Annotated in this window: 17 protein-coding genes; 10 read left to right on the forward strand and 7 right to left on the reverse strand. The window is 72.4% G+C overall.

The window, feature by feature from the left end:
• The first annotated feature begins 6 nt into the window (after positions 1 to 6).
• Positions 7 to 1,038 (forward strand): cytochrome c oxidase assembly protein, encoded by a 1,032-nt coding sequence (locus ACIHCX_RS10130; protein ID WP_400028423.1) that lies wholly within the window; start codon positions 7 to 9, stop codon positions 1,036 to 1,038.
• A 54-nt stretch (positions 1,039 to 1,092) separates the two neighbouring features.
• Here ACIHCX_RS10130 and ACIHCX_RS10135 read toward each other — a convergent pair whose 3' ends face one another.
• Positions 1,093 to 1,680: a TetR/AcrR family transcriptional regulator gene (locus ACIHCX_RS10135; protein WP_400028425.1), complete on the reverse strand. Its 588-nt coding sequence runs from the start codon at positions 1,678 to 1,680 to the stop codon at positions 1,093 to 1,095.
• A gap of 114 nt (positions 1,681 to 1,794) precedes the next feature.
• Here ACIHCX_RS10135 and ACIHCX_RS10140 point away from each other — a divergent pair, with 114 nt between their 5' ends.
• Complete coding sequence (locus ACIHCX_RS10140) at positions 1,795 to 2,913, forward strand: FtsX-like permease family protein (RefSeq protein WP_400028678.1); 1,119 nt, start codon at positions 1,795 to 1,797, stop codon at positions 2,911 to 2,913.
• A complete protein-coding gene (locus tag ACIHCX_RS10145) occupies positions 2,910 to 3,590 on the forward strand; it encodes an ABC transporter ATP-binding protein (RefSeq protein ID WP_400028427.1) in 681 nt (226 codons plus the stop codon). The genes ACIHCX_RS10140 and ACIHCX_RS10145 overlap by 4 nt, the downstream gene beginning before the upstream one ends.
• Before the next feature lie 168 nt (positions 3,591 to 3,758).
• Here ACIHCX_RS10145 and ACIHCX_RS10150 read toward each other — a convergent pair whose 3' ends face one another.
• The 6 genes from ACIHCX_RS10150 to rhaI form a co-directional block, all read right to left on the reverse strand.
• Entirely contained in the window at positions 3,759 to 4,412 is a 654-nt protein-coding gene (locus ACIHCX_RS10150) for a lactate utilization protein C (RefSeq protein ID WP_400028429.1), read from the reverse strand.
• On the reverse strand, positions 4,409 to 5,911 hold the full coding sequence (locus ACIHCX_RS10155; protein ID WP_400028431.1) for a lactate utilization protein B: 1,503 nt from the start codon (positions 5,909 to 5,911) through the stop codon (positions 4,409 to 4,411). Before ACIHCX_RS10155 ends, ACIHCX_RS10150 begins: the two co-directional genes overlap by 4 nt.
• Complete coding sequence (locus ACIHCX_RS10160; protein ID WP_400028433.1) at positions 5,908 to 6,663, reverse strand: (Fe-S)-binding protein; 756 nt, start codon at positions 6,661 to 6,663, stop codon at positions 5,908 to 5,910. The genes ACIHCX_RS10155 and ACIHCX_RS10160 overlap by 4 nt, the downstream gene beginning before the upstream one ends.
• Positions 6,664 to 6,818: 155 nt before the next feature.
• Complete coding sequence (locus ACIHCX_RS10165) at positions 6,819 to 8,273, reverse strand: rhamnulokinase family protein (protein ID WP_400028435.1); 1,455 nt, start codon at positions 8,271 to 8,273, stop codon at positions 6,819 to 6,821.
• Positions 8,270 to 10,309 (reverse strand): bifunctional aldolase/short-chain dehydrogenase, encoded by a 2,040-nt coding sequence (locus ACIHCX_RS10170; protein WP_400028438.1) that lies wholly within the window; start codon positions 10,307 to 10,309, stop codon positions 8,270 to 8,272. Before ACIHCX_RS10170 ends, ACIHCX_RS10165 begins: the two co-directional genes overlap by 4 nt.
• A 325-nt stretch (positions 10,310 to 10,634) precedes the next feature.
• Positions 10,635 to 11,795 carry an L-rhamnose isomerase gene (gene rhaI / locus ACIHCX_RS10175; RefSeq protein ID WP_400028440.1) on the reverse strand — a complete coding sequence of 387 codons (1,161 nt, stop codon included), beginning with the start codon at positions 11,793 to 11,795 and terminating at the stop codon, positions 10,635 to 10,637.
• Between the two features lie 291 nt (positions 11,796 to 12,086).
• On the opposite strand from rhaI, the gene ACIHCX_RS10180 reads away from it, so the two are divergent.
• The 7 genes from ACIHCX_RS10180 to sigJ all read left to right on the forward strand — a co-directional run bounded on the left by ACIHCX_RS10180 (position 12,087) and on the right by sigJ (position 20,364).
• Entirely contained in the window at positions 12,087 to 13,601 is a 1,515-nt protein-coding gene (locus tag ACIHCX_RS10180; protein ID WP_400028442.1) for a sugar ABC transporter ATP-binding protein, read from the forward strand.
• On the forward strand, positions 13,598 to 14,638 hold the full coding sequence (locus tag ACIHCX_RS10185) for an ABC transporter permease (protein WP_400028444.1): 1,041 nt from the start codon (positions 13,598 to 13,600) through the stop codon (positions 14,636 to 14,638). The genes ACIHCX_RS10180 and ACIHCX_RS10185 overlap by 4 nt, the downstream gene beginning before the upstream one ends.
• Positions 14,631 to 15,674 (forward strand): ABC transporter permease, encoded by a 1,044-nt coding sequence (locus ACIHCX_RS10190; protein ID WP_400028446.1) that lies wholly within the window; start codon positions 14,631 to 14,633, stop codon positions 15,672 to 15,674. The genes ACIHCX_RS10185 and ACIHCX_RS10190 overlap by 8 nt, the downstream gene beginning before the upstream one ends.
• A 12-nt stretch (positions 15,675 to 15,686) precedes the next feature.
• Positions 15,687 to 16,772 carry a rhamnose ABC transporter substrate-binding protein gene (gene rhaS, locus ACIHCX_RS10195; protein ID WP_400028448.1) on the forward strand — a complete coding sequence of 362 codons (1,086 nt, stop codon included), beginning with the start codon at positions 15,687 to 15,689 and terminating at the stop codon, positions 16,770 to 16,772.
• Positions 16,773 to 16,919: 147 nt separating this feature from the next.
• The gene (locus tag ACIHCX_RS10200; protein ID WP_400028450.1) at positions 16,920 to 17,960 is read left to right on the forward strand and encodes a LacI family DNA-binding transcriptional regulator; all 1,041 of its coding nucleotides are present in this window, start codon (positions 16,920 to 16,922) and stop codon (positions 17,958 to 17,960) included.
• Between the two features lie 108 nt (positions 17,961 to 18,068).
• Positions 18,069 to 19,370, forward strand: a complete 1,302-nt coding sequence (locus tag ACIHCX_RS10205; RefSeq protein ID WP_400028452.1) for an alpha/beta fold hydrolase — start codon at positions 18,069 to 18,071, stop codon at positions 19,368 to 19,370.
• An 88-nt stretch (positions 19,371 to 19,458) separates the two neighbouring features.
• On the forward strand, positions 19,459 to 20,364 hold the full coding sequence (gene sigJ, locus ACIHCX_RS10210) for an RNA polymerase sigma factor SigJ (RefSeq protein ID WP_400028454.1): 906 nt from the start codon (positions 19,459 to 19,461) through the stop codon (positions 20,362 to 20,364).
• Positions 20,365 to 20,387 lie beyond the last annotated feature (23 nt).

Here is a 20,387-nt window from a genome sequence, read left to right on the forward strand (position 1 = left end):
AGAGCGATGCGCATGATTCCTGAGGCGATGGCCGAACTGTCGGCCGGGCAGCTTCCCGAGCCGACCCTCGGTCGTCTGTTGTCCTCCTGGCAGCTGGACGTCCCGGCGCTGGTCGTGGTGGCCGTCCTGGGCGGGCTGTACGGCTGGGGCGTGCTGCGGCTGCGGCGGCGTGGCGGGAACTGGTCGCCCGCCCGCACCGCCGTCTTCGCGCTGCTCGGACTGGGCACGCTGGTGGTGGCCACGATGTCGTCGCTGGCCGTGTACGACCACGTCCTGTTCTGGCCGGCCGCCGTGCAGAACATCCTGCTCGACCTGGTCGCGCCCCTCGGTCTGGCCCTCGGCGACCCGCTGCGGCTCGCGGTGGAGGCGCTGCCGGAGGGCGGCGCGGAGCGGGTACGGCGGGCGATGACCGGACGGCTGGTGCGCGTGCTCACCTTTCCTCTGGTCAGTACGGCATTCGTGCTCGCCACCGAGCTCGTCGTGTACTTCACGCCGTACTTCGCGACCGCGCTGCGCGTCGGCTGGCTGCACGAGCTGATGTACCTGCATCTGCTCGCCGCCGGCTGCCTGTTCGTCGTCCCCATGCTCACCCACGAGCAGGCGCTGCCGTCCTGGTGCACTCATCCGGTGCGGGCCGCGCTGGTGTTCCTGGACGGCATCGTCGACGCGGTGCCGGGAATCGTGGTGATGACCCACGGGACGCTGATCGCGGGGGCCTGGTACCAGGAGCACGCGCCCACCTGGGCGACCGACGTCCACCGCGACCAGCAGATCGGCGGCGGCGCGATGCTCAGCATCGCCGAACTGGTCGCGCTCCCCTTCATCCTGGCGATCCTGGTGCAGTGGGCGCGCGCCGAACGCGTCCAGAACGCCGCCCTCGACCGCCGTCTCGACCAGGAACTCGTCCGCGTCGCCGCGCCGTCCCCGCCGGGCGGCGAACCGGCCCCGGAGTCCGCGCCCGCGCTCGTCCGCCCCTGGTGGGAGACCGAGCAGAACGAGGTGGCCGACCGGATCCGGCGCCAGCACGGCACCGGCTGATCCCGTTCCACCCGCCGTGGAGTCCGGCCCCGGTCCTCTGTGGAGGCCCGGGGCCTACGTCTCGGCCAGGGCGGCCACGGCGCCCGTGGCCAGCAGGACCGCGCGTCGGGTCACCGCGTCGAAGTCGTCGCCGGACTCCAGTGCCGTCGTCGCCGCGTTCACCAGGCCCTGCAACAGGCGCGCCGTGCGGTGCGGCGTGTCGTCACCCAGCTCCACCAGTGTGGTGATCAGGGGTTCGAGGATCCGTGCGTGCGCCTCGGCCGCCCCCTCTCTGAGGAGGGCCGCGTCACGGTCGCCGGCCAGGGCCTGGGCGATACGGTGCTCCCCGTCCCGTACCAGGATCAGCTGCGCCCGCACATAGGCCGCCACGCCTTCGACGGGCGACGGCGCCTCGGCCATCTCCTCCCGGATGCGGACCGTCCAGCGGGGCGTCGCCTCGCGTACGACCTCTGTCAGCAGCTCACCGCGGTCGGCGAAGTACTTGTAGACGCTGTTGCGGGCCAGACCCGTACGTGTCGCCACCGCCGCGAAGGTGACCGCCGAGGCGTCGCCCTCCTGCAGCAGCTCCCGCGCGGCGACGATCAGAGCCCTGCGCTGCTGGGCCCGGTGGTCGGCGACGGAGGCGGCACGGATCTTGGGCACGCAGGCCAGTGTAGAAGCTCCGCGGAGGGCACGGGCACCCCACTTGGGGACGCCATGTCGCCATCTTCTATCTTGGGGACACTCTGTCCCTAAGATTGCCTGGAAGGCATGCCCGTGTACCTGGCTCTGCTCGAACTGAAGGCGGCCCGCGGCCGCTTTCTCCTGATGGGCGGTGTCGTGGCCCTGGTCGCCGCGCTCGTCGGTGTCGTCACCGGTTTCACCACCGGACTCGGCGACGACACGATCTCCGCGCTGCGCAGGCTCCCCGCCACCCACCTCGCCTTCGCCCGTGGCGCCGACTCCGATCAGTTCGCCCGCAGTCTCGTCGGCCGTGCCGACCTGGACGGCTGGCGCGCCCGCAAGGACCTCGACGCCACCCCGCTGGGCGTCTCCATCGCCCGGGGCACCACGCACCGCAAGGTCGAGGTCGACTTCGCCGCCTTCGGCGTCGAACCCGGCTCGTTCCTCGACCCCGGTGCCACCTCCGGCGCCGCCCTCTCGGCCGGCTCCCCCTCCGGCATCGTCGTGTCGCAGCAACTGGTCAAGGACGGCGTGCGCATCGGCGACACCCTCGACGTCGACCGCCTCGGCATCGCCCTGAAGGTCACCGGGACCACGGGCCGCTCCTCCTACGGCCACGTGCCCGTCGCCTATCTGCCCGTCGAGACCTGGCAGCGGATCCGGTTCGCCACGCCCGGTGCCCGGAACTCCACCGCCGAACCACCGCGGCAGTACAGCGCCGTCGCGGTGAAGGCCCGCCCGGACGCGGACGTGGCCGCCGCGGACCGGGCGCTGGGCACCCGCACGCTGACGGTGGCGGACGCCTACGCCGCCGCGCCCGGCTACACGGGCGAGCGCGTGACCATGACCTCCATCCAGGCGTTCCTGTACGCCATCGCCCCGCTCGTCGTCGGCGCCTTCTTCGCCGTCTGGACCGTGCAGCGGCGGCCCGAACTGGCGCTGCTGCGCGCGATGGGCGCCTCCCGGCTCCGGCTGCTGGGCCACACCCTCACCCAGGCCGCGGTCGTCGTCGGCGCGGGCACGGCGATCGGGGCGGCTCTCGCCGCCGGTCTGGGGATGCTGGTGGGCACCGAGGTGCCGTTCAGCCTTCCCGGTGCCTCCCTCACCGCCACCATGGCCACCGTCGTGCTCGTCGGGCTCGCCGGTGCCGCCGTGACGCTCCGCAAGGTGACCACCGTCGACCCGATGACCATGCTGGGAGCCGGCCGATGAGCCTCGAACTGCGCGATGTCACCGTGACCTTGGGCCGCGGCGAGTCCCGTACGACCGCCCTGCGCGACCTGACCGCCGACTTCGCGCCCGCGGCCCTGACCGCGCTGGTCGGCCCGTCCGGGTCGGGCAAGTCGACCCTGCTCGCGGTCGCCGGGGCGCTGCTGCGGCCCGACTCGGGGCAGGTGCTGCTGGGCGGCGGCGACATGGCGCGGCTGTCCTCGGCCGAACAGGCCCGCCTGCGCCGCGACCGCATCGGCTACGTGTTCCAGAGCGGCAACCTGCTCAGCGGCCTCACCGCGCTCGAACAGATGCTTGCCGCCGCGTCCGTCGCCGGGCGCTCACGGCGTGCCGTCCGGACACGCGCCGAGGAACTGCTCGCGGAAGTCGGCCTGGCACACCGGCTGCGGCACCGTGCCGACGAACTGTCCGGCGGGGAGCGGCAGCGCATCGCGATTGCCCGCGCCCTGCTGCTCGAACCGGAACTGCTGCTCGTCGACGAACCCACGGCCGCGGTCGACCGGGAACGAGCGGCCGGCATCGTCGGCCTGCTCGCCGAGACGACGCACCGGTACGGCTGTGTCACGGTGGTCGCCACCCACGACCCGCTGGTGGTGGAGGCGGCGGACCGCACCGTCGACATGGCCGCCCTGCACGCGGGCTCCCGGAAAGCAGTCTGAAAAGCCGCCGCCCCACCACGTCACCGGGCCTCCGGGAACCGGGTCACCGACTCGGCTCCCGCAGGCCCGGGAGCGCGGGTTCTCCGCACGGGACCGTGATCCTCGGGGACTCCGGTCGGGGGAGGCGGGGCGCAGGCTGCGGGGCGGACGGAGCGCCGCCCGACGACGTCACTCCCCGCTCACCAGCACCACCTCCAGGGTGCGCGGCCCGTGCACGCCCTCCACCCGGTCCAGTTCGATGTCACTGGTGGCGGAGGGGCCGGAGATCCAGGTCAGCGGGCGGGTCGGGTCGAGGCGGTCCAGAGCCTGCGGCACGGAGGAGACGACCTGTTCCGGGACGTGCACCACGCAGATGTGGTGGTCGGGGACGAGCGTGATCCGGCGACGGCCCTGGTCGGGCGAGCCGTCCAGGACGAGGGAGCCGGTCTCGGCGACCGCGACCGCGCAGCCGGTGACGACGCTGTCGACCCGGTCGAGCTCGTGCGGGGTGCTGTCCGGCCGGTCCGCGACCCGGGCGACCCCGGCCTCGACGGCGGCGAGCCAGCCCGGTTCCAGGGCGGGCGGCACCAGGACGGTCTTCGAGCCCCGTGCGCCGAGCAGGTGCGCGATCAGCCGGGGCAGCCCCTCGGCCTCGCGGCGGTGCACGATCGCCCGATAGTCGGCCAGGTTCTCGGCGAGCAGGTCCACCGTCTCCTCGGCGCTCCGGTCGCCGTGCCGGCGCAGATAGTCGCGGGAGACGGCCTGTTCGTACGGCCGGTCGTCCGGCGGTACGTCCGCCAGGGCGCGCCGTACCCGGCCCAGGATCCGGTCCCTGCTGCTCACGTCGCGTCCTTTCCGCCGGGTGTGCCGTGCGTGCGCTGCCACCAGTCGCGGAAGGGCTCCGTCGGCACCGGGGGAAGATCGCGGCTCCCGCTCCAGGCCCGCCCGGGCCCGGGCAGGGTGCGGGGGTGGAAGCGGCGGGTGCGGGAGGCGAGCCGCTGGCCGCCGAGCAGGGCGCCGGGACGGGTCAGGGCCCAGCGAGCCGCGCGCATGGCCGCGCGCTCGGCGGCGTGCCCCTTGGCCGGCCTGAGGAGCACCTTGTTGCCCGCCCGGGTCGCCGGGCCGCCCTCGACGACGCGCTCGCGCAGATGGACCAGCACCTCGGGGATGTTGATGGCGACCGGGCACACCTCGTAGCAGGCGCCGCACAGCGAGGACGCGTACGGCAGGGAGGCGTCGATCTCGCTCGCCGTGCCGCGCAGTTGGGGGCTGAGGATGGCGCCGATCGGACCGGGGTAGACCGAGCCGTAGGCGTGCCCGCCGGCCCGCTCGTAGACCGGGCAGACGTTCAGGCACGCCGAGCAGCGGATGCAGCGCAGGGCCTGGCGGCCGACCTCGTCGGCGAGGGTGTCGGTGCGGCCGTTGTCGAGGAGCACCAGGTGGAAGGTCTCGGGCCCGTCGCCGTCGGTGGTGCCGGTCCACATGGACGTGTACGGGTTCATCCGCTCGGCCGTCGAGGAGCGGGGGAGCGTCTGGAGGAAGACTTCCAGGTCGCGCCAGGTGGGCACGATCTTCTCGATGCCGACGACCGAGATCAGCGTCTCGGGCAGGGTCAGGCACATCCGCCCGTTGCCCTCGGACTCCACCACGACCAGCGTGCCGGTCTCGGCGACGACGAAGTTGGCGCCGGAGACGGCGACCCTGGCGCGCAGGAACTTCTCCCGCAGGTGCAGGCGCGCGGCCTCCGCGAGTTCGGCGGGCGTGTCGCTGAGGCCCTCGGGGGCCGGGCGCCCCCACCGGTCCATCTCGGACCGGAAGATGTCCCGGATCTCGCCGCGGTTGCGGTGGATCGCGGGCACGAGGATGTGCGAGGGCCGGTCGTGGCCCAACTGCACGATCAGCTCGGCGAGATCGGTCTCGTAGGCCCGGATGCCCTCGGCCTGGAGGGCCTCGTTGAGGCCGATCTCCTGGGTGGCCATCGACTTGACCTTGACGACCTCGCTCTCGCCGGTGGCCTTGACCAGGTCGGCCACGATCCGGTTGGCCTCGTCGGCGTCGACGGCCCAGTGGACGGTGCCGCCCGCGGCCGTCACCGCCTCCTCCACCTGCACCAGATACCGGTCCAGATGGCGCAGGGTGTGGTCCTTGATCTGCCGGCCCGCCTCCCGCAGCTCCGCCCAGTCCGGCAGCTCCGCGACGGCCGCGGCCCGCTTGGCGCGGATGGTGTGCGTGGCGTGCCGCAGGTTGCCGCGCAGGGTGGTGTCGCGCACGGCCTCGTGCGCGGCCCGGGGGAAGGACGGGAAGGCCGGGGAGCCGGGCATCCCGAGGAACGTCGTGCTCATGCGGCGGTCTCCTCCTCCGTGCCGGCCAGGATCTCCGCGATGTGGACGGGCCGCATGCGCGTCCCGAGGCGGGCCATCGTGCCGCCGATGTGCATCAGACACGAGTTGTCGCCCGCGCACAGCACCTCCGCGCCCGTCGACTCGGCGTTGCGTACCTTGTCGGCGCCCATCGCCGCCGAGACGTCGGGGTTCTTCACCGCGAAGGTGCCGCCGAAGCCGCAGCACTCCTCGGCCCCGGGCAGCTCCACCAGCTCCAGCCCCTTCACCGCCCGCAGCAGCCGCAGCGGACGCTCCCCCAGGCCGAGGCTCCGCAGCCCGTGGCAGGTCGGGTGGTAGGTCACCGTGTGCGGGTAGTACGCGCCCACGTCCGTCACCCCCAGCACGTCCACCAGGAACTCCGTCAGTTCGTACGTCCTGGGCACCACCGGGGCCAGGACGGCCGCGAGTCCGTTCCCGCGCCCCTCGGCCCGTGCCCGCGCGCCCATGCGCGGATACAGCTCCCGCACCATCGCACCGCAGGAACCGGACGGGGTCACGATCGCCTCGTAGTCCCGGAAGACCTCGGAGAAACGCCGGGCCAGCGGCTCGGCGTCGTGCCGGTACCCGGTGTTGTAGTGCGCCTGCCCGCAGCAGGTCTGGGCCATGGGGAAGTCCACCTCCACGCCCAGCCTGGTCAGGAGTTTCACCACCGCGCGCCCGGTGTCCGGATAGAGCGTGTCGTTGACGCAGGTCAGGAACAGAGCGACACGCATCGCGGCTCCTCGTCGCAGGTCGTCGGACGGGCGATGGGGGGGCACCGCCCACACGCGCTCAGCGTAGTGGGGGAGCCGTCGGACGAGGGCCTGACGGGAGACCTCGGGTTCCGGCGTGGCGAAGTCCGCGGGCTCCGGGCCGGCGACGCGGCGGCTCACGAGGTGACGGCGGTGAGCCGGGCCTCGGCCGCGCGCCAGGCCGCCGCGTCACCCCCCGGCTCGTACCGCACGAGCGGCTGCGTCCGGGCGAGCAGGGACCGCATCGCGGCCCGGTCGCCGACGAGTCCGTGCGCCCGGGCCTGCACCAGGACGTTGCCGAGGGCCGCCGCCTCGGCCGGCCCGGCGACCACGGGCAGCCCGCAGGCGTCGGCGGTCAGCCGGCACAGCAGGGCGTTGCGGGCGCCCCCGCCCACGAGGTGCACGACGTCGACGGGGTGGTCGGCGAGCCGCCGCGCCTCGGCGACCGCCCGGCGGTGGGCGAGGGCGAGGGAGTCGAGGACGCAGCGGGTGATCTCGGCGGGGGAGCCGGGCACCGGCTGGCCCAAGGCCGCGCAGGCCGCCGCGATCCGCTCCGGCATCCGGCCCGGCGCGAGGAAGGCGGTGTCGCCCGCGTCCACGACCGACCGGAGCGCGGGCACCTCGGCCGCCTCCCGCAGCAGCTCGCCCAGGTCGGGGTCGCCCCAGGCCCGCAGGCACTCCTGGAGCAGCCACAGCCCCATGATGTTGCGCAGGTAGCGGACCGTGCCGTCGAGCCCCAGCTCGTTGGTGAAATTGGCGGCGCGACCGTCCTCGGTGAGCACCGGCGCGTCCAGCTCCAGGCCGGCCAGCGACCAGGTGCCCGTACAGATGTACGCGAAGCGTTCCCCGACGGCGGGCACGGCGGCCACCGCGGACGCCGTGTCGTGCGAGGCGACGGTCGTCACCGGCACGGGCCCGCGCAGCCCGGTCTCCTCCAGCACCTCAGGCCGCAGCACGCCCGCCGGATCCCCGGGCCGGCGCAACGGCGCGAACAGGTCCAGGTCGATACCCAGCCGGGCCGCGACCTCGTACGACCAGTCGTGCGTGCGCGGGTCGACGAGCTGGGTGGTCGAGGCGTTGGTGAGCTCGGTGCCCTGCTCACCCGTGAGCCAGTACACCAGCAGGTCGGGAACCAGCAACAGGCGTCGTGCGGTGGCGAGTTGGGGAGAGGAACGGGACGCCGTCAACTGGTACAGGGTGTTGAAGGGTGCGTACTGGGTACCGGTCGCCGCGTACAGCTCGGCGGCCGGCATCGTCGCCCAGACCTTCCGCGCCACGCCCTCGGTGCGCGCGTCGCGGTAATGGACGGGACTGCCGAGCAGGGCGCCGTCCGCGTCGAGCAGGCCGTAGTCCACGGCCCAGCCGTCGATGCCGACGGAGTCCACCCGGCCCGCCGCCCGCAGTCCGTCCAGCACCCCGGCGTACAGGGCGAGCACGTCCCAGCGCAGCCCCTCGGGAAGCCGCACCGGCCGGTTGGGGAAGCGGTGCGCCTCGGTCAGCTCCAACCGGTCGCGGCCGACCCGGCCCACCATGACCCGGCCGCCGGACGCGCCGAGGTCGACGGCGGCGTACGCCTTCACCTCAGGGCTCATCGCAGGAAGGCGGCCGCGACGCCGGCGTCGACGGGGACGTGCAGTCCCGTGGTGTGGGTCAGCTCCCCGCCGGTCAGCGCGAAGACGGCGTTCGCGACGTGCTCGGGCAGCACCTCCCGCTTGAGCAGCGTCCGTTGGGCGTAGAACTCGCCGAGCTTCTCCTCCGGAACGCCGTACACGGCGGCCCGCTGCGCGCCCCAGCCACCCGCGAAGATTCCGGAGCCGCGTACGACCCCGTCCGGGTTGATCCCGTTGACCCGGATCCCGTGCTCACCCAACTCGGCCGCCAGCAGCCGCACCTGATGCGCCTGGTCGGCCTTGGCGGCCGAGTAGGCGATGTTGTGGGGGCCGGCGAACACGGCGTTCTTGGAAGCGATGTAGACGATGTCACCGCCCAGCCCCTGGGCGATCATCACCCGCGCGGCCTCCCGCGAGACCAGGAACGACCCGCGCGCCATGATGTCGTGCTGGCGGTCCCAGTCCTCGGCCGAGGTCTCCAGCAACGGCTTGGACACCGAGACACCGGCGTTGTTGACGACCAGGTCCACCCCGCCGAAGGCGAGCAGCGCCGCCTCGAAGGCACCCGCGATCTGCTCCTCGTCCGTCACGTCCACCGTCACGGCGACCGCCTTGTCCGGCCCGCCCAGCTCCTCGGCGACGGCGGCGGCACCGCGAGCGTTCAGATCGGCGACCACGACGCACGCGCCCTCGTCGACGAGCCGCCGCGCGATCGCCCTGCCGATGCCGCTGCCCGCGCCGGTGACCAGTGCGACGCGTGTCGCGAGGGGTTTCGGCGCGGGCATCCGCCGGAGCTTGGCCTCCTCCAGTGCCCAGTACTCGATACGGAACTTCTCCGACTCCTCGATCGGCGCGTACGTCGACACGGCCTCCGCTCCCCGCATGGCGTTGACGGCGTTGACGTAGAACTCGCCGGCCACCCGGGCCGTCTGCTTGTCCTTGCCGAAGGAGAACATGCCGACGCCCGGCACGAGCACGATCGCCGGATCCGCGCCGCGCATCGCGGGGGAGCCGGGCAGAGCGTGCCGGACGTAGTAGGCGGTGTACTCCTCGCGGTACTCGGCATGCAACTGCTTCAGCCGGGCGATCGCCTGCTCCAGGGGAGCCGTCGGCGGCAGGTCGAGCACCAGCGGCCGGACCTTGGTCCGCAGGAAGTGGTCGGGGCAGGAGGTGCCGAGCGCGGCGAGGTGCGGATGCCGGGCACGGGAGAGGAAGTCGAGCACGACGTGCCCATCGCTGAAGTGCCCGACCTGCGTCCTGTCCCGCGAGGCGAGCGCGCGCACATGGGGCGCCAGGGCAGCGGCCCGCTCCTTCCGCTCGCCCTCGGGCAGCGCCTCGTACCCGTCGACGACCGCCCCGAACGGCTCGGGCTTCCCGCGTGCGGCGAGGAAGTCCTCGGCGGTGCGGACGATGTGCAGCGAGTTGCGTTCGCACTCCTCGGAGCTCGCGCCCCACGCGGTGATCCCGTGCCCGCCGAGCACGCAGCCGATCGCCCGCGGATGCGCTTTTCTGACCGCCGCGATGTCCAGCCCCAGCTGGAACCCGGGCCGCCGCCACGGCACCCACACCACCCGGTCCCCGAAGCACTCGGCGGTCAGCTTCTCCCCGTCGGCGGCACAGGCGAGCGCGATACCGGCGTCGGGGTGCAGGTGGTCCACGTGCGGGGCGTCGACCAGCCCGTGCATGGCCGTGTCGATGGAGGGCGCCGCCCCTCCCGTGCCGTGCAGGCAGTAGTCGAACGCGGCGACCATCTCGTCCTCGCGCTCGACACCGGGGTAGACGCCGGCGAGCGCCCGCAGCCGGTCGAGCCGCAGCACGGCGAGGCCGGCCTCGGTGAGCGTCCCGAGGTCGCCGCCCGACCCCTTCACCCACATCAGCTCGACGTCACCGCCGGTGACGGGATCGGTGCCGGTGCCCTTCGCGGACGCGTTGCCGCCCGCGTAGTTGGTGTTACGGGGGTCGGCACCGAGCCGATGGGACCGGGAGAGAAGGGCGGAGGCTTCAGGGTGGAGTGACATGGGTTCCCTTCAGGAGCGGGGAGTGCGAGAAGGCGTACTCGGCGGACGATTCCCGGGACTTTCGCAACAGGCCGTGGCCCCCAACAGGCCCTAGGGCCTGTTGCGAAAGTCCCGCCTGCCCCGCGACGCCATGCACGCTCCCCCAAGCTCTTCGAGCAGGGGGGACCCCCACTTGCCGCACCGGGCCCTGACCCAAGTACGTCCAGTACGAGGGCCAGGGCCCGGCACTCCCCCAAGCTCTCCGAGCAGGGGGGACCCCCAGAGCACGCACCTGACGCCGCGAGGCCCGCCCTCCGGGCGGACGACGGGACTTTCGCAACAGGCCCTAGGCCCCCCACCCGGCCTGCCGGCCCCCCGTACGGTCGGCAACGATCTGCTCCGCCCACCCCGACCGGCGATACGCCGCAAGAGGCTCGGGGTCCAACCCCGTCTCCTCCCGCACCTCGCGCAGCAACGGACGCACGTCGGTGTCGTACGCGTCCATCAGCACGGCGTTGGCCTCGAGCACATCCCCGGAGCCCTGTGCGGCGGACAACGCGTTCCGGTCCACCAGCAGTGCCTTGGCCGTCGCCTCCTGAACGTTCATCACGGAACGGATGATCGCCGGAATCTTCGCCTCGACGTTGTGGCACTGGTCGAGCATGAACGCGACCCCGGACGTGAGCCCGCCCCCGCGCACCACCTCGTACATGATCCGGAACAGCTGGAAGGGATCGGCCGCGCCCACCATCAGGTCGTCGTCGGCGTAGAACCGGGAGTTGAAGTCGAACCCGCCGAGCCGTTCCTCCCGCAGCAGGGAGGCGACGATGAACTCGATGTTCGTGCCCGGGGCGTGGTGTCCGGTGTCCACGACGACCTGCGCCTTCGGTCCCAGCTTCAGGCAGTGCGCGTACGCCGTTCCCCAGTCCGGGACGTCCGTGGCGTAGAAGGCCGGCTCGAAGAGCTTGTACTCCAGCAGCATCCGCTGCCCCTCGCCGAGCCGTTCGTACACCTCGGCCAGCCCCTGAGCCAGCCGGTCCTGCCGCCCCCGCACGTCGTCCTGGCCGGGATAGTTCGTGCCGTCGGCGAACCAGAGCTTCAGGTCTCTCGACCCGGTGGCGTCCATGATGTCGACGCACTCCAGCAGGTGGTCGACCGCCTTGCGTCGCACCGCCGCGTCCGGATGGCAGATGCTGCCGAGCCTGTAGTCGTCGTCCTGGAAGGTGTTGGAGTTGATCGCGCCCAGCTTCAGACCGCGGTCCGCGGCGTGCCGGGCGAGCGCCGCGTAGTCGTCGACCCGGTCCCACGGAATGTGCAGGGCGACGGCCGGCGCGACGCCGGTGACGGCGTGCACCTGGGCCGCGTCGTCCACCTTCTCCCACGGTGTCCGCGGTACGCCCGCCTGCGCGAAGACCTTGAAGCGGGTCCCCGAGTTCCCGTACGCCCACGACGGCGTCTCGACGGCCTGGGTCTTGAGGGCGGCCTTCACCGCGGCGAGCTCGGTCACTGCAGGGCTCCTGTGACGTCGGGTCGAAAGTCTGCTGACAGGCCTTGGCAGGTCTCTGAACAGCCTCCTATGAAACGATTCAGGAATGGAAGCTATGAGTCGTCGGCGGGGGTGTCAACCCTTCCGGCGTGGGCAGTCCTCCGTTATTCCTTCGGACCCTTCGGCGCTGGGATGTTTTCGATCCGCACCCATTGACGTGACATCGGCTCCTTGCCTAACGTCCCGGCATCCAGGTTGAAACCTTTCACGGCGTGGGGCGGCCCTTCCGTCGGCGTCGTCGAGGAGCTCCCCATGACTCACCCGTCCGTCGCGGGCCCGGCCCCGGTGCTGGCGCTCAGGGACGTCTCGAAGTCCTTCGGTGCGGTGCGTGCCCTCAGGAACGTGTCCCTGGAGCTGCTTCCGGGAGAGGTACACGCACTCGCCGGGGAGAACGGCGCCGGCAAGTCGACCCTCATCAAGACCCTCGCCGGGGTGCACCGGCCCGACACCGGCCAGGTGCTGCTCGACGGCGAGCCCGTCGTCTTCCACGGCCCCGGCGACGCCCGCGACGCCGGCATCGCCGTGATCTACCAGGAACCGACACTCTTCCCCGACCTGTCGATCGCCGAGAACATCTTCATGAGCCGCAGGCCGCGACGGGCCCTGGGCCGCATCGACCACAAGGCCACCCGCGAGGCCACTCGCGCCCTGATGGGGCGTCTCGGTGTCGACCTCGACCCCGACCGTCCCGCACGTGGACTGTCCATCGCCGACCAGCAGATCGTCGAGATCGCCAAGGCGCTCTCCTTCGACGCCCGCGTCCTGATCATGGACGAGCCGACCGCGGCCCTGACCGGCAGTGAGGTCGCCCGCCTCTTCGACGTCGTGCGCGCCCTGCGTGACCAGGGCGCCGCCGTGCTGTTCATCTCGCACCGACTGGAGGAGATCTTCGAGATCTGCCGGCGGGTGACGACCCTGCGCGACGGCGCCTGGATCGCCGACGAGCCGCTGGACGGCATGACCGAGGACGACCTCGTGCGGCGCATGGTCGGCCGCGACCTCGACGAGCTCTACCCCAAGCAGGAGGTGACACCGGGCGACGTGGCGCTCAGCGTGCGCCGGCTGACCCGCGAGGGTGTCTTCACCGACATCTCCTTCGACGTGCGGCGCGGTGAGATCGTGGGCCTCGCCGGACTGGTCGGCGCCGGGCGCACGGAGGTCGCACGCGCCGTCTTCGGCATCGACCGCTGGGACGCCGGTGAGGTCGAGGTCGACGGACACCGGCTCACCAGGGGAGCCCCGTCCACCGCGATGGCCGCCGGGCTCGCCCTGGTCCCCGAGGACCGGCGCGCCCAGGGCTTGGTGATGAACATGTCCATCGAGCGCAACATCGGCCTGACTGGACTACGGGCGACCGTGAAGGCCGGTCTGGTGGACCGGGGCGCGGAACGCAGCCGCTCCCTGGACTGGGCGGTCAGGCTCAGGGTCAAGTACGCCCGGATCGCCGACGCCGCCTCCACGCTCTCCGGCGGCAACCAGCAGAAGGTCGTCCTCGCCAAGTGGCTGGCCACCGGCCCCAGGGTGCTCATCGTCGACGAGCCGACCCGCGGCATCGACGTCGGCACCAAGGCCGAGGTGCACCGGCTGCTCGGTGAACTGGCCGCCGACGGGGTGGCCGTCCTGATGATCTCCTCCGACCTGCCCGAGATCCTCGGCATGGCCGACCGTGTGCTCGTGATGCACGAGGGCCGGCTGACCGCCGAGATCCCCCGCTCCGATGCCACCGAGGAATCCGTGATGGCCGCAGCCACGGGGAGGGCCGCGTGACCGCGACCGCCCCCAACCCCGCCTCCGCCGCCGAGGTGGACCGGTCCGGTGGCACCCGGCTGGTCGACCGGGTGTTCAGGATGCGTGAACTCGCCATCCTGGTCGTCTTCCTGGCGCTGATCGCGGTCGGCCGGGCGGGCAACAGCTCCTTCCTGTCCGAGCAGGGCGTCAAGGACCTGCTGCTGAACGCGACCATCCTGGTGCTGGTCGCCACCGGCCAGTCCCTGGTCGTCATCACCCGCAACGTCGACCTGTCGGTCGGCTCCACGCTCGGTATCAGCGCCTTCGCCGCCGGTACCTGTCTGCGGGGCGGCGGCGACCCCGTGGTGGCCGTCGTCCTGGCGGTGCTCCTCGGTGTCGGCCTCGGCCTGCTGAACGGACTCCTCGTCAGCCTCGGTCAGGTGCCCGCGCTCGTCGTCACCCTCGGCACGCTCTACATCATCCGCGGCGTCGACTCCGTCTGGGTGGGCTCCCGCCAGATCACCGCGGCCGACCTGCCCGGCGGTTTCGTCGACTTCGGCTCCGGCGGGATCCGGGCGGTGCCGTACCTGGCGCTGATCGCCCTCGCCGTCGTGGTGGCGACGGCGTACTACCTCAAGCACTACGGCAGCGGCCGCGAGCTGTACGCGCTCGGCTCCAACCCGGAGGCGGCCCGGCTCGCCGGCATCCCGGTGCGCAGGCGCATCCTGGCCGCCTACACCTTCTGCGGCGGCCTCGCCGGTCTCGCCGGGGCGATGTACCTGGCCCGGTTCGGCAACGTCGACTCCGGCACCGGCAGCGGATACGAACTCACCGTAGTCAGCGCGGTCGTGGTCGGCGGCGTGGTCTTCACCGGCGGCTCCGGCAGCGTGTACGGAGCGGCCCTCGGCGCCCTGCTGCTGACGTCCGTCAACAGCGTGCTGCCCGCCCTCGGCGTCAGCTCCGTCTGGGTGCTGGCGATCAACGGCGTCCTGCTCCTGCTCGCCATCGCGGTCGACCGCGTCGTCGCGCTGCGCGTGGCCTCGGCCCTGAAGAAGAGGAACGTCCGCCATGGCTGACCTCACCCTCTCCCGTGCCGTGCGCTGGGACACCGTCGTCGGTGCCCTGCTCGTCGTCGTCCTGCTGTTCTCCTTCGGCTTCGTGGACGGCTTCGGCAACGCCCTCAACGTGTCGTTCCTGATCGGCAACACCCTGCCGATCGCGCTGATCGCCCTGCCGATGACCCTCCTCGTGGTCTGCGGTGAGATCGACCTGTCCGTGGCCTCCACCGCCGGTCTGTCCGGCGCGGTGATGGGCGCCCTGTGGAACCAGGGCATGGCGATCGAGACGATCATCCCGCTGTGCCTGCTCCTCGGCGCGGTGTGCGGCCTGGTCAACGGTCTGCTGGTGACCAGGCTCGGGCTGCCCTCCCTCGCGGTGACGATCGGCACCCTCGCCGCCTACCGGGGCATCGCACAGATCGTGCTGGGTTCCGACGCGGTGACCGACTTCCCCACCCCGTACCTGGACTTCGCGGCCGGACGCGTCGGGGACACCTTCCTGCCGCAGGCCTTCCTGCCGTTCCTGCTCCTGCTGGCGATCGCCCTGGTCACCCTGCACGCCACCCCCTTCGGGCGATCGCTGTTCGCGATCGGCGCCGGTGAGGAGGCGGCCCGGTTCGCCGGCATCCGGGTCAGGCGCAACAAGCTGGTCCTGTTCGTCGCCACCGGCCTCATGTCCGCCCTGACCGGCGTCTTCTGGGCCCTGCACTACGCCAGCGCCCGCTACGACAACGCCACCGGGCTCGAACTGTCCGTCGTCGCGGCAGTGTTGCTCGGCGGCATCGACTTCGACGGCGGGAAGGGCACACTCGGCGGCGCCGTCGCCGGTGTCTTCCTGCTGGGCGCGTCGCAGAACGTGATGAGCCTGCTGAACGTCTCCGCACAGTCGCAGATCGTCGTCACCGGCGTCCTGCTCGTCGTCTCCGTCCTCGGCCCGCGGGTCGCACACCAGGTCTCCGTGGCCAGGGGCGGGCGCCGAGCCTCCGCGGCGCCCGAGTCCAAGGCGCCCACACCGACTTCGTCAACCGCTCCGCCCACCCCGCCACCCTCGTAAAGGACGTTCACCATGCGCAAGCCGACGATCCGCCGCACCTGCGCGGCCCTCGCCGCCGCGACCTCCCTCGTCCTCGCCGCCACCGCCTGCGGCGGCACCACCAAGAACGACGTCGGCAAGGACGGCGGAGTGGCCGCCTCCCCGGCCGGCAAGGCCGACCCGAACGCTCCCACCAAGAAGGGCCTGACCGTCGGCTTCCTGCCCAAACAGGTCAACAACCCCTACTTCACCTCCGCCGACAACGGCGGCAGGAAAGCCCTGGAGGAACTGGGCGAGACGTACAAGGAGGTCGGACCGTCCAGCGCCACCGACACCTCCGGCCAGGTCTCCTACGTCAACACCCTCACCCAGCAGCAGGTCGACGCGATGGCCGTGTCCGCGCAGGACCCGGGCGCCCTGTGCACCGCGCTGAAGCAGGCCATGAAGAACGGCATCAAGGTCGTCACCTACGACTCCGACACCAAGCCCGAGTGCCGCAACGCCTTCGTCTCACAGGCGTCCGCCGAGGACCTCGGCCGCACCGAGGTGCAGCTGCTCGCGCAGCAGATCGGCTACAAGGGCGAGATCGCGGTCCTGTCCGCCGCGCAGACCGCGACGAACCAGAACACCTGGATCGACTACATGAAGCAGGAGCTGAAGGGCCCCAAGTACAAGGACGTCAAGCTGGTCAAGGTCGCCTACGGCAACGACGACGCGCAGGCGTCCTTCCAGCAGACCCAGGGCCTGCTCCAGCAGTACCCGAACCTGAAGGGGATCATCTCCCCGACCACCGTCGGCATCAAGGCCGCCGCCCAGTACCTGTCCGGCTCCAAGTACAAGGGCAAGGTCAGGCTGACCGGCCTCGGCACCCCCAACGACATGCGCAAGTACGTCAAGAACGGCACCGTCGAGGCCTTCGAGCTGTGGGACCCGGCCAAGCTCGGCGAGCTGGCCGCGTACACCGCGGTCGCCCTCTCCTCCGGGCAGATCACCGGCAAGGAGGGAGAGACCTTCGAGGCCGGCGCCATGGGGTCGTACACCATCGGCAAGGACGGTCTGATCAACCTCGGCAAGCCGACCGTCTTCAACGCCGGGAACATCGACCAGTTCGACTTCTAGTGCCGCGGCGGGGCAAACGTTGCCTGTCGCGGCACTAGGGCCTGCCGCAGGCCCTGGCCCCCCTCTGACCGGCTCGGACGTGCGGTGCCATGACGGTACTGTGAAGGCTCACCCGCCGCTCCTCGCATCCCTGGAGGTTTCCGCCCGATGGCCCCATCGGTGGGTATCAAGGACGTCGCACGCGCCGCCGGTGTCTCCGTGGGCACGGTCTCGAACGTCATCAACCGTCCGGAGACCGTCGCCACCGAGACCCGGGTCCGCGTGCAGTCCGCGATCGACCGGCTCGGCTACGTCCGCAGCGAGTCCGCGCGCCAACTGCGTGCGGGCCGCAGCCGGATCATGGGGCTGCTCGTCCTCGACATGGGCAACCCCTTCTTCGTGGACGTCGCCCGGGGCGCCGAGCGAGCGGCCCGCGCGGCCGGGCTCGGCGTGATGGTCTGCAACAGCGCGCAGAGTCCCGGGGAGGAGGCCGAGTACCTGGCCCTCTTCGCCGAACAGCGGGTGCGCGGCGTCCTGCTCACCCCGGCCGAGGCCACCGGCCGCAACATCGCCGCCTTCCGCCGCCACGGCATCCCCTTCGTCCTGGTCGACCGGGTCGCCGAGGGCGCCACCGAGTGCTCGGTCTCCGTGGACGACGTGGCGGGCGGCGCACTGGCGGTACGGCACCTGGTGGACGCGGGGCACCGCTCCCTCGCGTACGTCAGCGGGCCGTCCGGCCTGAACCAGGTGCGCGACCGCCGTACCGGCGCCCTGAACGCGCTCGCCGAGGCCGGTCTCGGCCCCGACGCGCTGCGCGAGTTGCCCACCGAGCGCCTCGACGTGGCCGCCGGACGGGACGCCGGCGCCCGCCTCCTGGGCCTCGCCGACCGGCCCACGGCCGTCTTCTGCGCCAACGACCTGCTCGCCCTCGGCGTGCTGCAGGCCATGTACGCGGCCGGGGTCCGTGTCCCCGACGACCTCGCCATCGTCGGCTACGACGACATCGAGTTCGCCGCCGCCGCGGCCGTGCCGCTCACCTCGGTCCGTCAGCCCGCGGTCACCATGGGCGCCCTGGCGGCGGAACTGCTGCTGGAGGAGACCGAGGCGCCGGGGGCACCGGCGGTGCACGAGCACCGCCGGGTGGTGCTCCAGCCGGAGCTGGTGGTACGCAGCTCCAGCCTGCCCGGGCGCCCGGCGGCCACCTACTGACGCGTCCACCGCGCACACGACACGAATTCCTGGTCCCCGCGCTCAGACGACGGAGGAACATGTGCTGAACTGGGACGCGGCCGTAAACCCTCCGTCCCGGGAGCACCCTTGACCGTCAGCTACCGCCACCCCGGCGTCGTCCTCACCGACCGCACCTTCACCGTGCCGCTCGACCACGACGACCCGGCAGGGGAGACGATCGAGCTCTACGCACGTGAGGCCGTCGCGCGGGACAAGGCCGACAGGGACCTCCCGTGGCTGGTCTACCTCCAGGGCGGTCCGGGCTTCGGGGCGAACCGTTTCATCGGACGGCAGGCCTGGCTCGGCCGGGCCCTGGAGGACTACCGGGTCCTGCTCCTCGACCAGCGCGGCACCGGCCACTCCACGCCCGCCAACCGCCAGACCCTGCCGCTGCGCGGCGGCGCCGCCGCACAGGCCGACTACCTCACGCACTTCCGCGCCGACTCGATCGTCCGCGACTGCGAGGCGATCCGTCCCGAGCTGACCGGCGGCGCGCCCTGGACCGTCCTCGGGCAGAGCTTCGGCGGCTTCTGCGCCGTGAACTACCTGTCCACGCACCCCGAGGGCCTGGCCGCCGCCCTGATCACCGGCGGACTGCCCGCGCTCGACGCCCACGCCGACGACGTCTACCGGGCCGCCTACCCGCGCATCGAGCGCAAGGTCGCCGCCCACTACGCCCGCTACCCGCAGGACGTCGACCGCGCCCGCCGCATCGCCGACCACCTGCTCACCCACGACGTGGTGCTCCCGAACGGCCACCGGCTGACCGTCGAGGCGTTCCAGTCGCTCGGCATCATGCTCGGCAGTGGCGACGGCAGCCACCGCCTCCACTTCCTCCTCGAACACGCCTTCGTCCGCACCCCGAACGGCCCGGAACTGTCCGACGCCTTCCAGGAGGAGGTGCAGGGCCTGCTGTCGTACGCGGGCCACCCGCTGTACGCCCTCGTCCACGAGGCGATCTACGGCCAGGACACCCGCCCCACCGCCTGGTCGGCCGAGCGGGTCCGCGCGGAGTTTCCGCAGTTCGACGCCGCCAAGGCCCTCGCCGGCGACGGGCCGGTGCTGTTCACCGGCGAGAGCGTGCACCCCTGGATGTTCGACTGCGACCCGGCGCTGCGCCCGCTGCGCGAGACCGTCGACCTGCTCGCCGCCCGCACCGACTGGCAGCCCCTGTACGACCCCGCCCGCCTCGCCGCCAACGAGGTCCCGGTCGCCGCCGCCGTCTACCACGACGACATGTACGTCGACACCGCCCACGCCCTCGGTACCGCCCGCGCGATCCGGGGCCTGCGCACCTGGGTCACCGACGAGTTCGAGCACGACGGCGTCCGGGCCGGCGGGCCCCGCGTCCTGGACCGGCTGCTCGGTCTGGTCCGCGGCGACGTGTGACCTCGGCGGGAGCGGTCCACGTCCGTGACCCCGAGGCCTAGGATGCTCGGGACACACGGGGGAACGGGGTGGGAAGGACATGGCCGGCATGGCTGACGAGGAAGTCCTGGCACGGAACTTCGAGGAGCACCGCGGGCAGTTGCGGGCGGTGGCCTACCGCATGCTCGGCTCGGTGCCCGAGGCCGAGGACGCGGTCCAGGAGACCTGGCTGAAGCTGACCCGCACGGACACCGGCGCCATCCGCAACCTCGGCGCCTGGCTCACCACCGTGACCGGCCGGGTCTGCCTCGACCTGCTGCGTGCGCGCAGGGCCCGCCGCGAGGAGCCGATCGACGACACCCTCGACACCTTCGTCCCGGACCCCGTGATCCGGTCCCTGACCCCGACCGACCCGGAGCAGGAGGCGGTCCGGGCCGACTCGGTGGGCCTCGCCCTGCTCGTCGTCCTGGAGACGCTTCGGCCCGACGAGCGGCTGGCGTTCGTGCTCCACGACCTGTTCGCGGTGCCCTTCGACGACATCGCGCCGATCGTGGAGCGCGGCGCCGCCGCGACCCGGCAGCTCGTCAGCCGCGCCCGCCGCCGGGTGCAGGGCGCCACCCCGTCCGCCGAGGCCGACCTCGCCCGGCAGAAGCAGGTGCTCGACGCCTTCCTCGCCGCCTCGCGCGGCGGCGACTTCGAGGCGCTGGTGGCGGTCCTCCACCCGGACGTGGTGCTGCGGGTCGACTCCGGCGTGCTCGCCCGGGGCGCGGCCGCCTCCAAGGTGGTCCACGGCGCGAGGACGGTGGCCGCCCAGGCCCTCACGTTCTCGCAGTACGCGGGGACGGCCCGCCTGGTGCTGGTCAACGGCTCGGTCGGGATGGCCAACGCGCCCGAGGACGGGCCGCCGTCGGTCATGGGCGTGGTCGTCGCCGACGGCCGGATCACGCACATGTACATCCTGGCCGACCCCGAACGGCTCGGACACCTGGACCTGGCGGCCGCACGGGAGGGCTGAGCGGCCCGGGGCCGGGAACTCGG

This window comes from Streptomyces sp. NPDC052043 (assembly GCF_044548235.1).
In the GTDB taxonomy this organism is placed as follows: domain Bacteria; phylum Actinomycetota; class Actinomycetes; order Streptomycetales; family Streptomycetaceae; genus Streptomyces.

Bases quoted from the DNA above. Each gene is read 5' to 3' on its own strand.
- ACIHCX_RS10170 (WP_400028438.1), bottom strand. From the start codon at position 10,309: ATGTCACTCCACCCTGAAGCCTCCGCCCTTCTCTCCCGGTCCCATCGG.
- ACIHCX_RS10145 (WP_400028427.1), top strand. From the start codon at position 2,910: ATGAGCCTCGAACTGCGCGATGTCACCGTGACCTTGGGCCGCGGCGAG.
- ACIHCX_RS10165 (WP_400028435.1), bottom strand. From the start codon at position 8,273: ATGAGCCCTGAGGTGAAGGCGTACGCCGCCGTCGACCTCGGCGCGTCC.
- ACIHCX_RS10180 (WP_400028442.1), top strand. From the start codon at position 12,087: ATGACTCACCCGTCCGTCGCGGGCCCGGCCCCGGTGCTGGCGCTCAGG.
- sigJ (WP_400028454.1), top strand. From the start codon at position 19,459: ATGGCTGACGAGGAAGTCCTGGCACGGAACTTCGAGGAGCACCGCGGG.
- ACIHCX_RS10200 (WP_400028450.1), top strand. From the start codon at position 16,920: ATGGCCCCATCGGTGGGTATCAAGGACGTCGCACGCGCCGCCGGTGTC.
- ACIHCX_RS10155 (WP_400028431.1), bottom strand. From the start codon at position 5,911: ATGAGCACGACGTTCCTCGGGATGCCCGGCTCCCCGGCCTTCCCGTCC.
- ACIHCX_RS10160 (WP_400028433.1), bottom strand. From the start codon at position 6,663: ATGCGTGTCGCTCTGTTCCTGACCTGCGTCAACGACACGCTCTATCCG.
- ACIHCX_RS10190 (WP_400028446.1), top strand. From the start codon at position 14,631: ATGGCTGACCTCACCCTCTCCCGTGCCGTGCGCTGGGACACCGTCGTC.
- rhaS (WP_400028448.1), top strand. From the start codon at position 15,687: ATGCGCAAGCCGACGATCCGCCGCACCTGCGCGGCCCTCGCCGCCGCG.
- ACIHCX_RS10130 (WP_400028423.1), top strand. From the start codon at position 7: ATGCGCATGATTCCTGAGGCGATGGCCGAACTGTCGGCCGGGCAGCTT.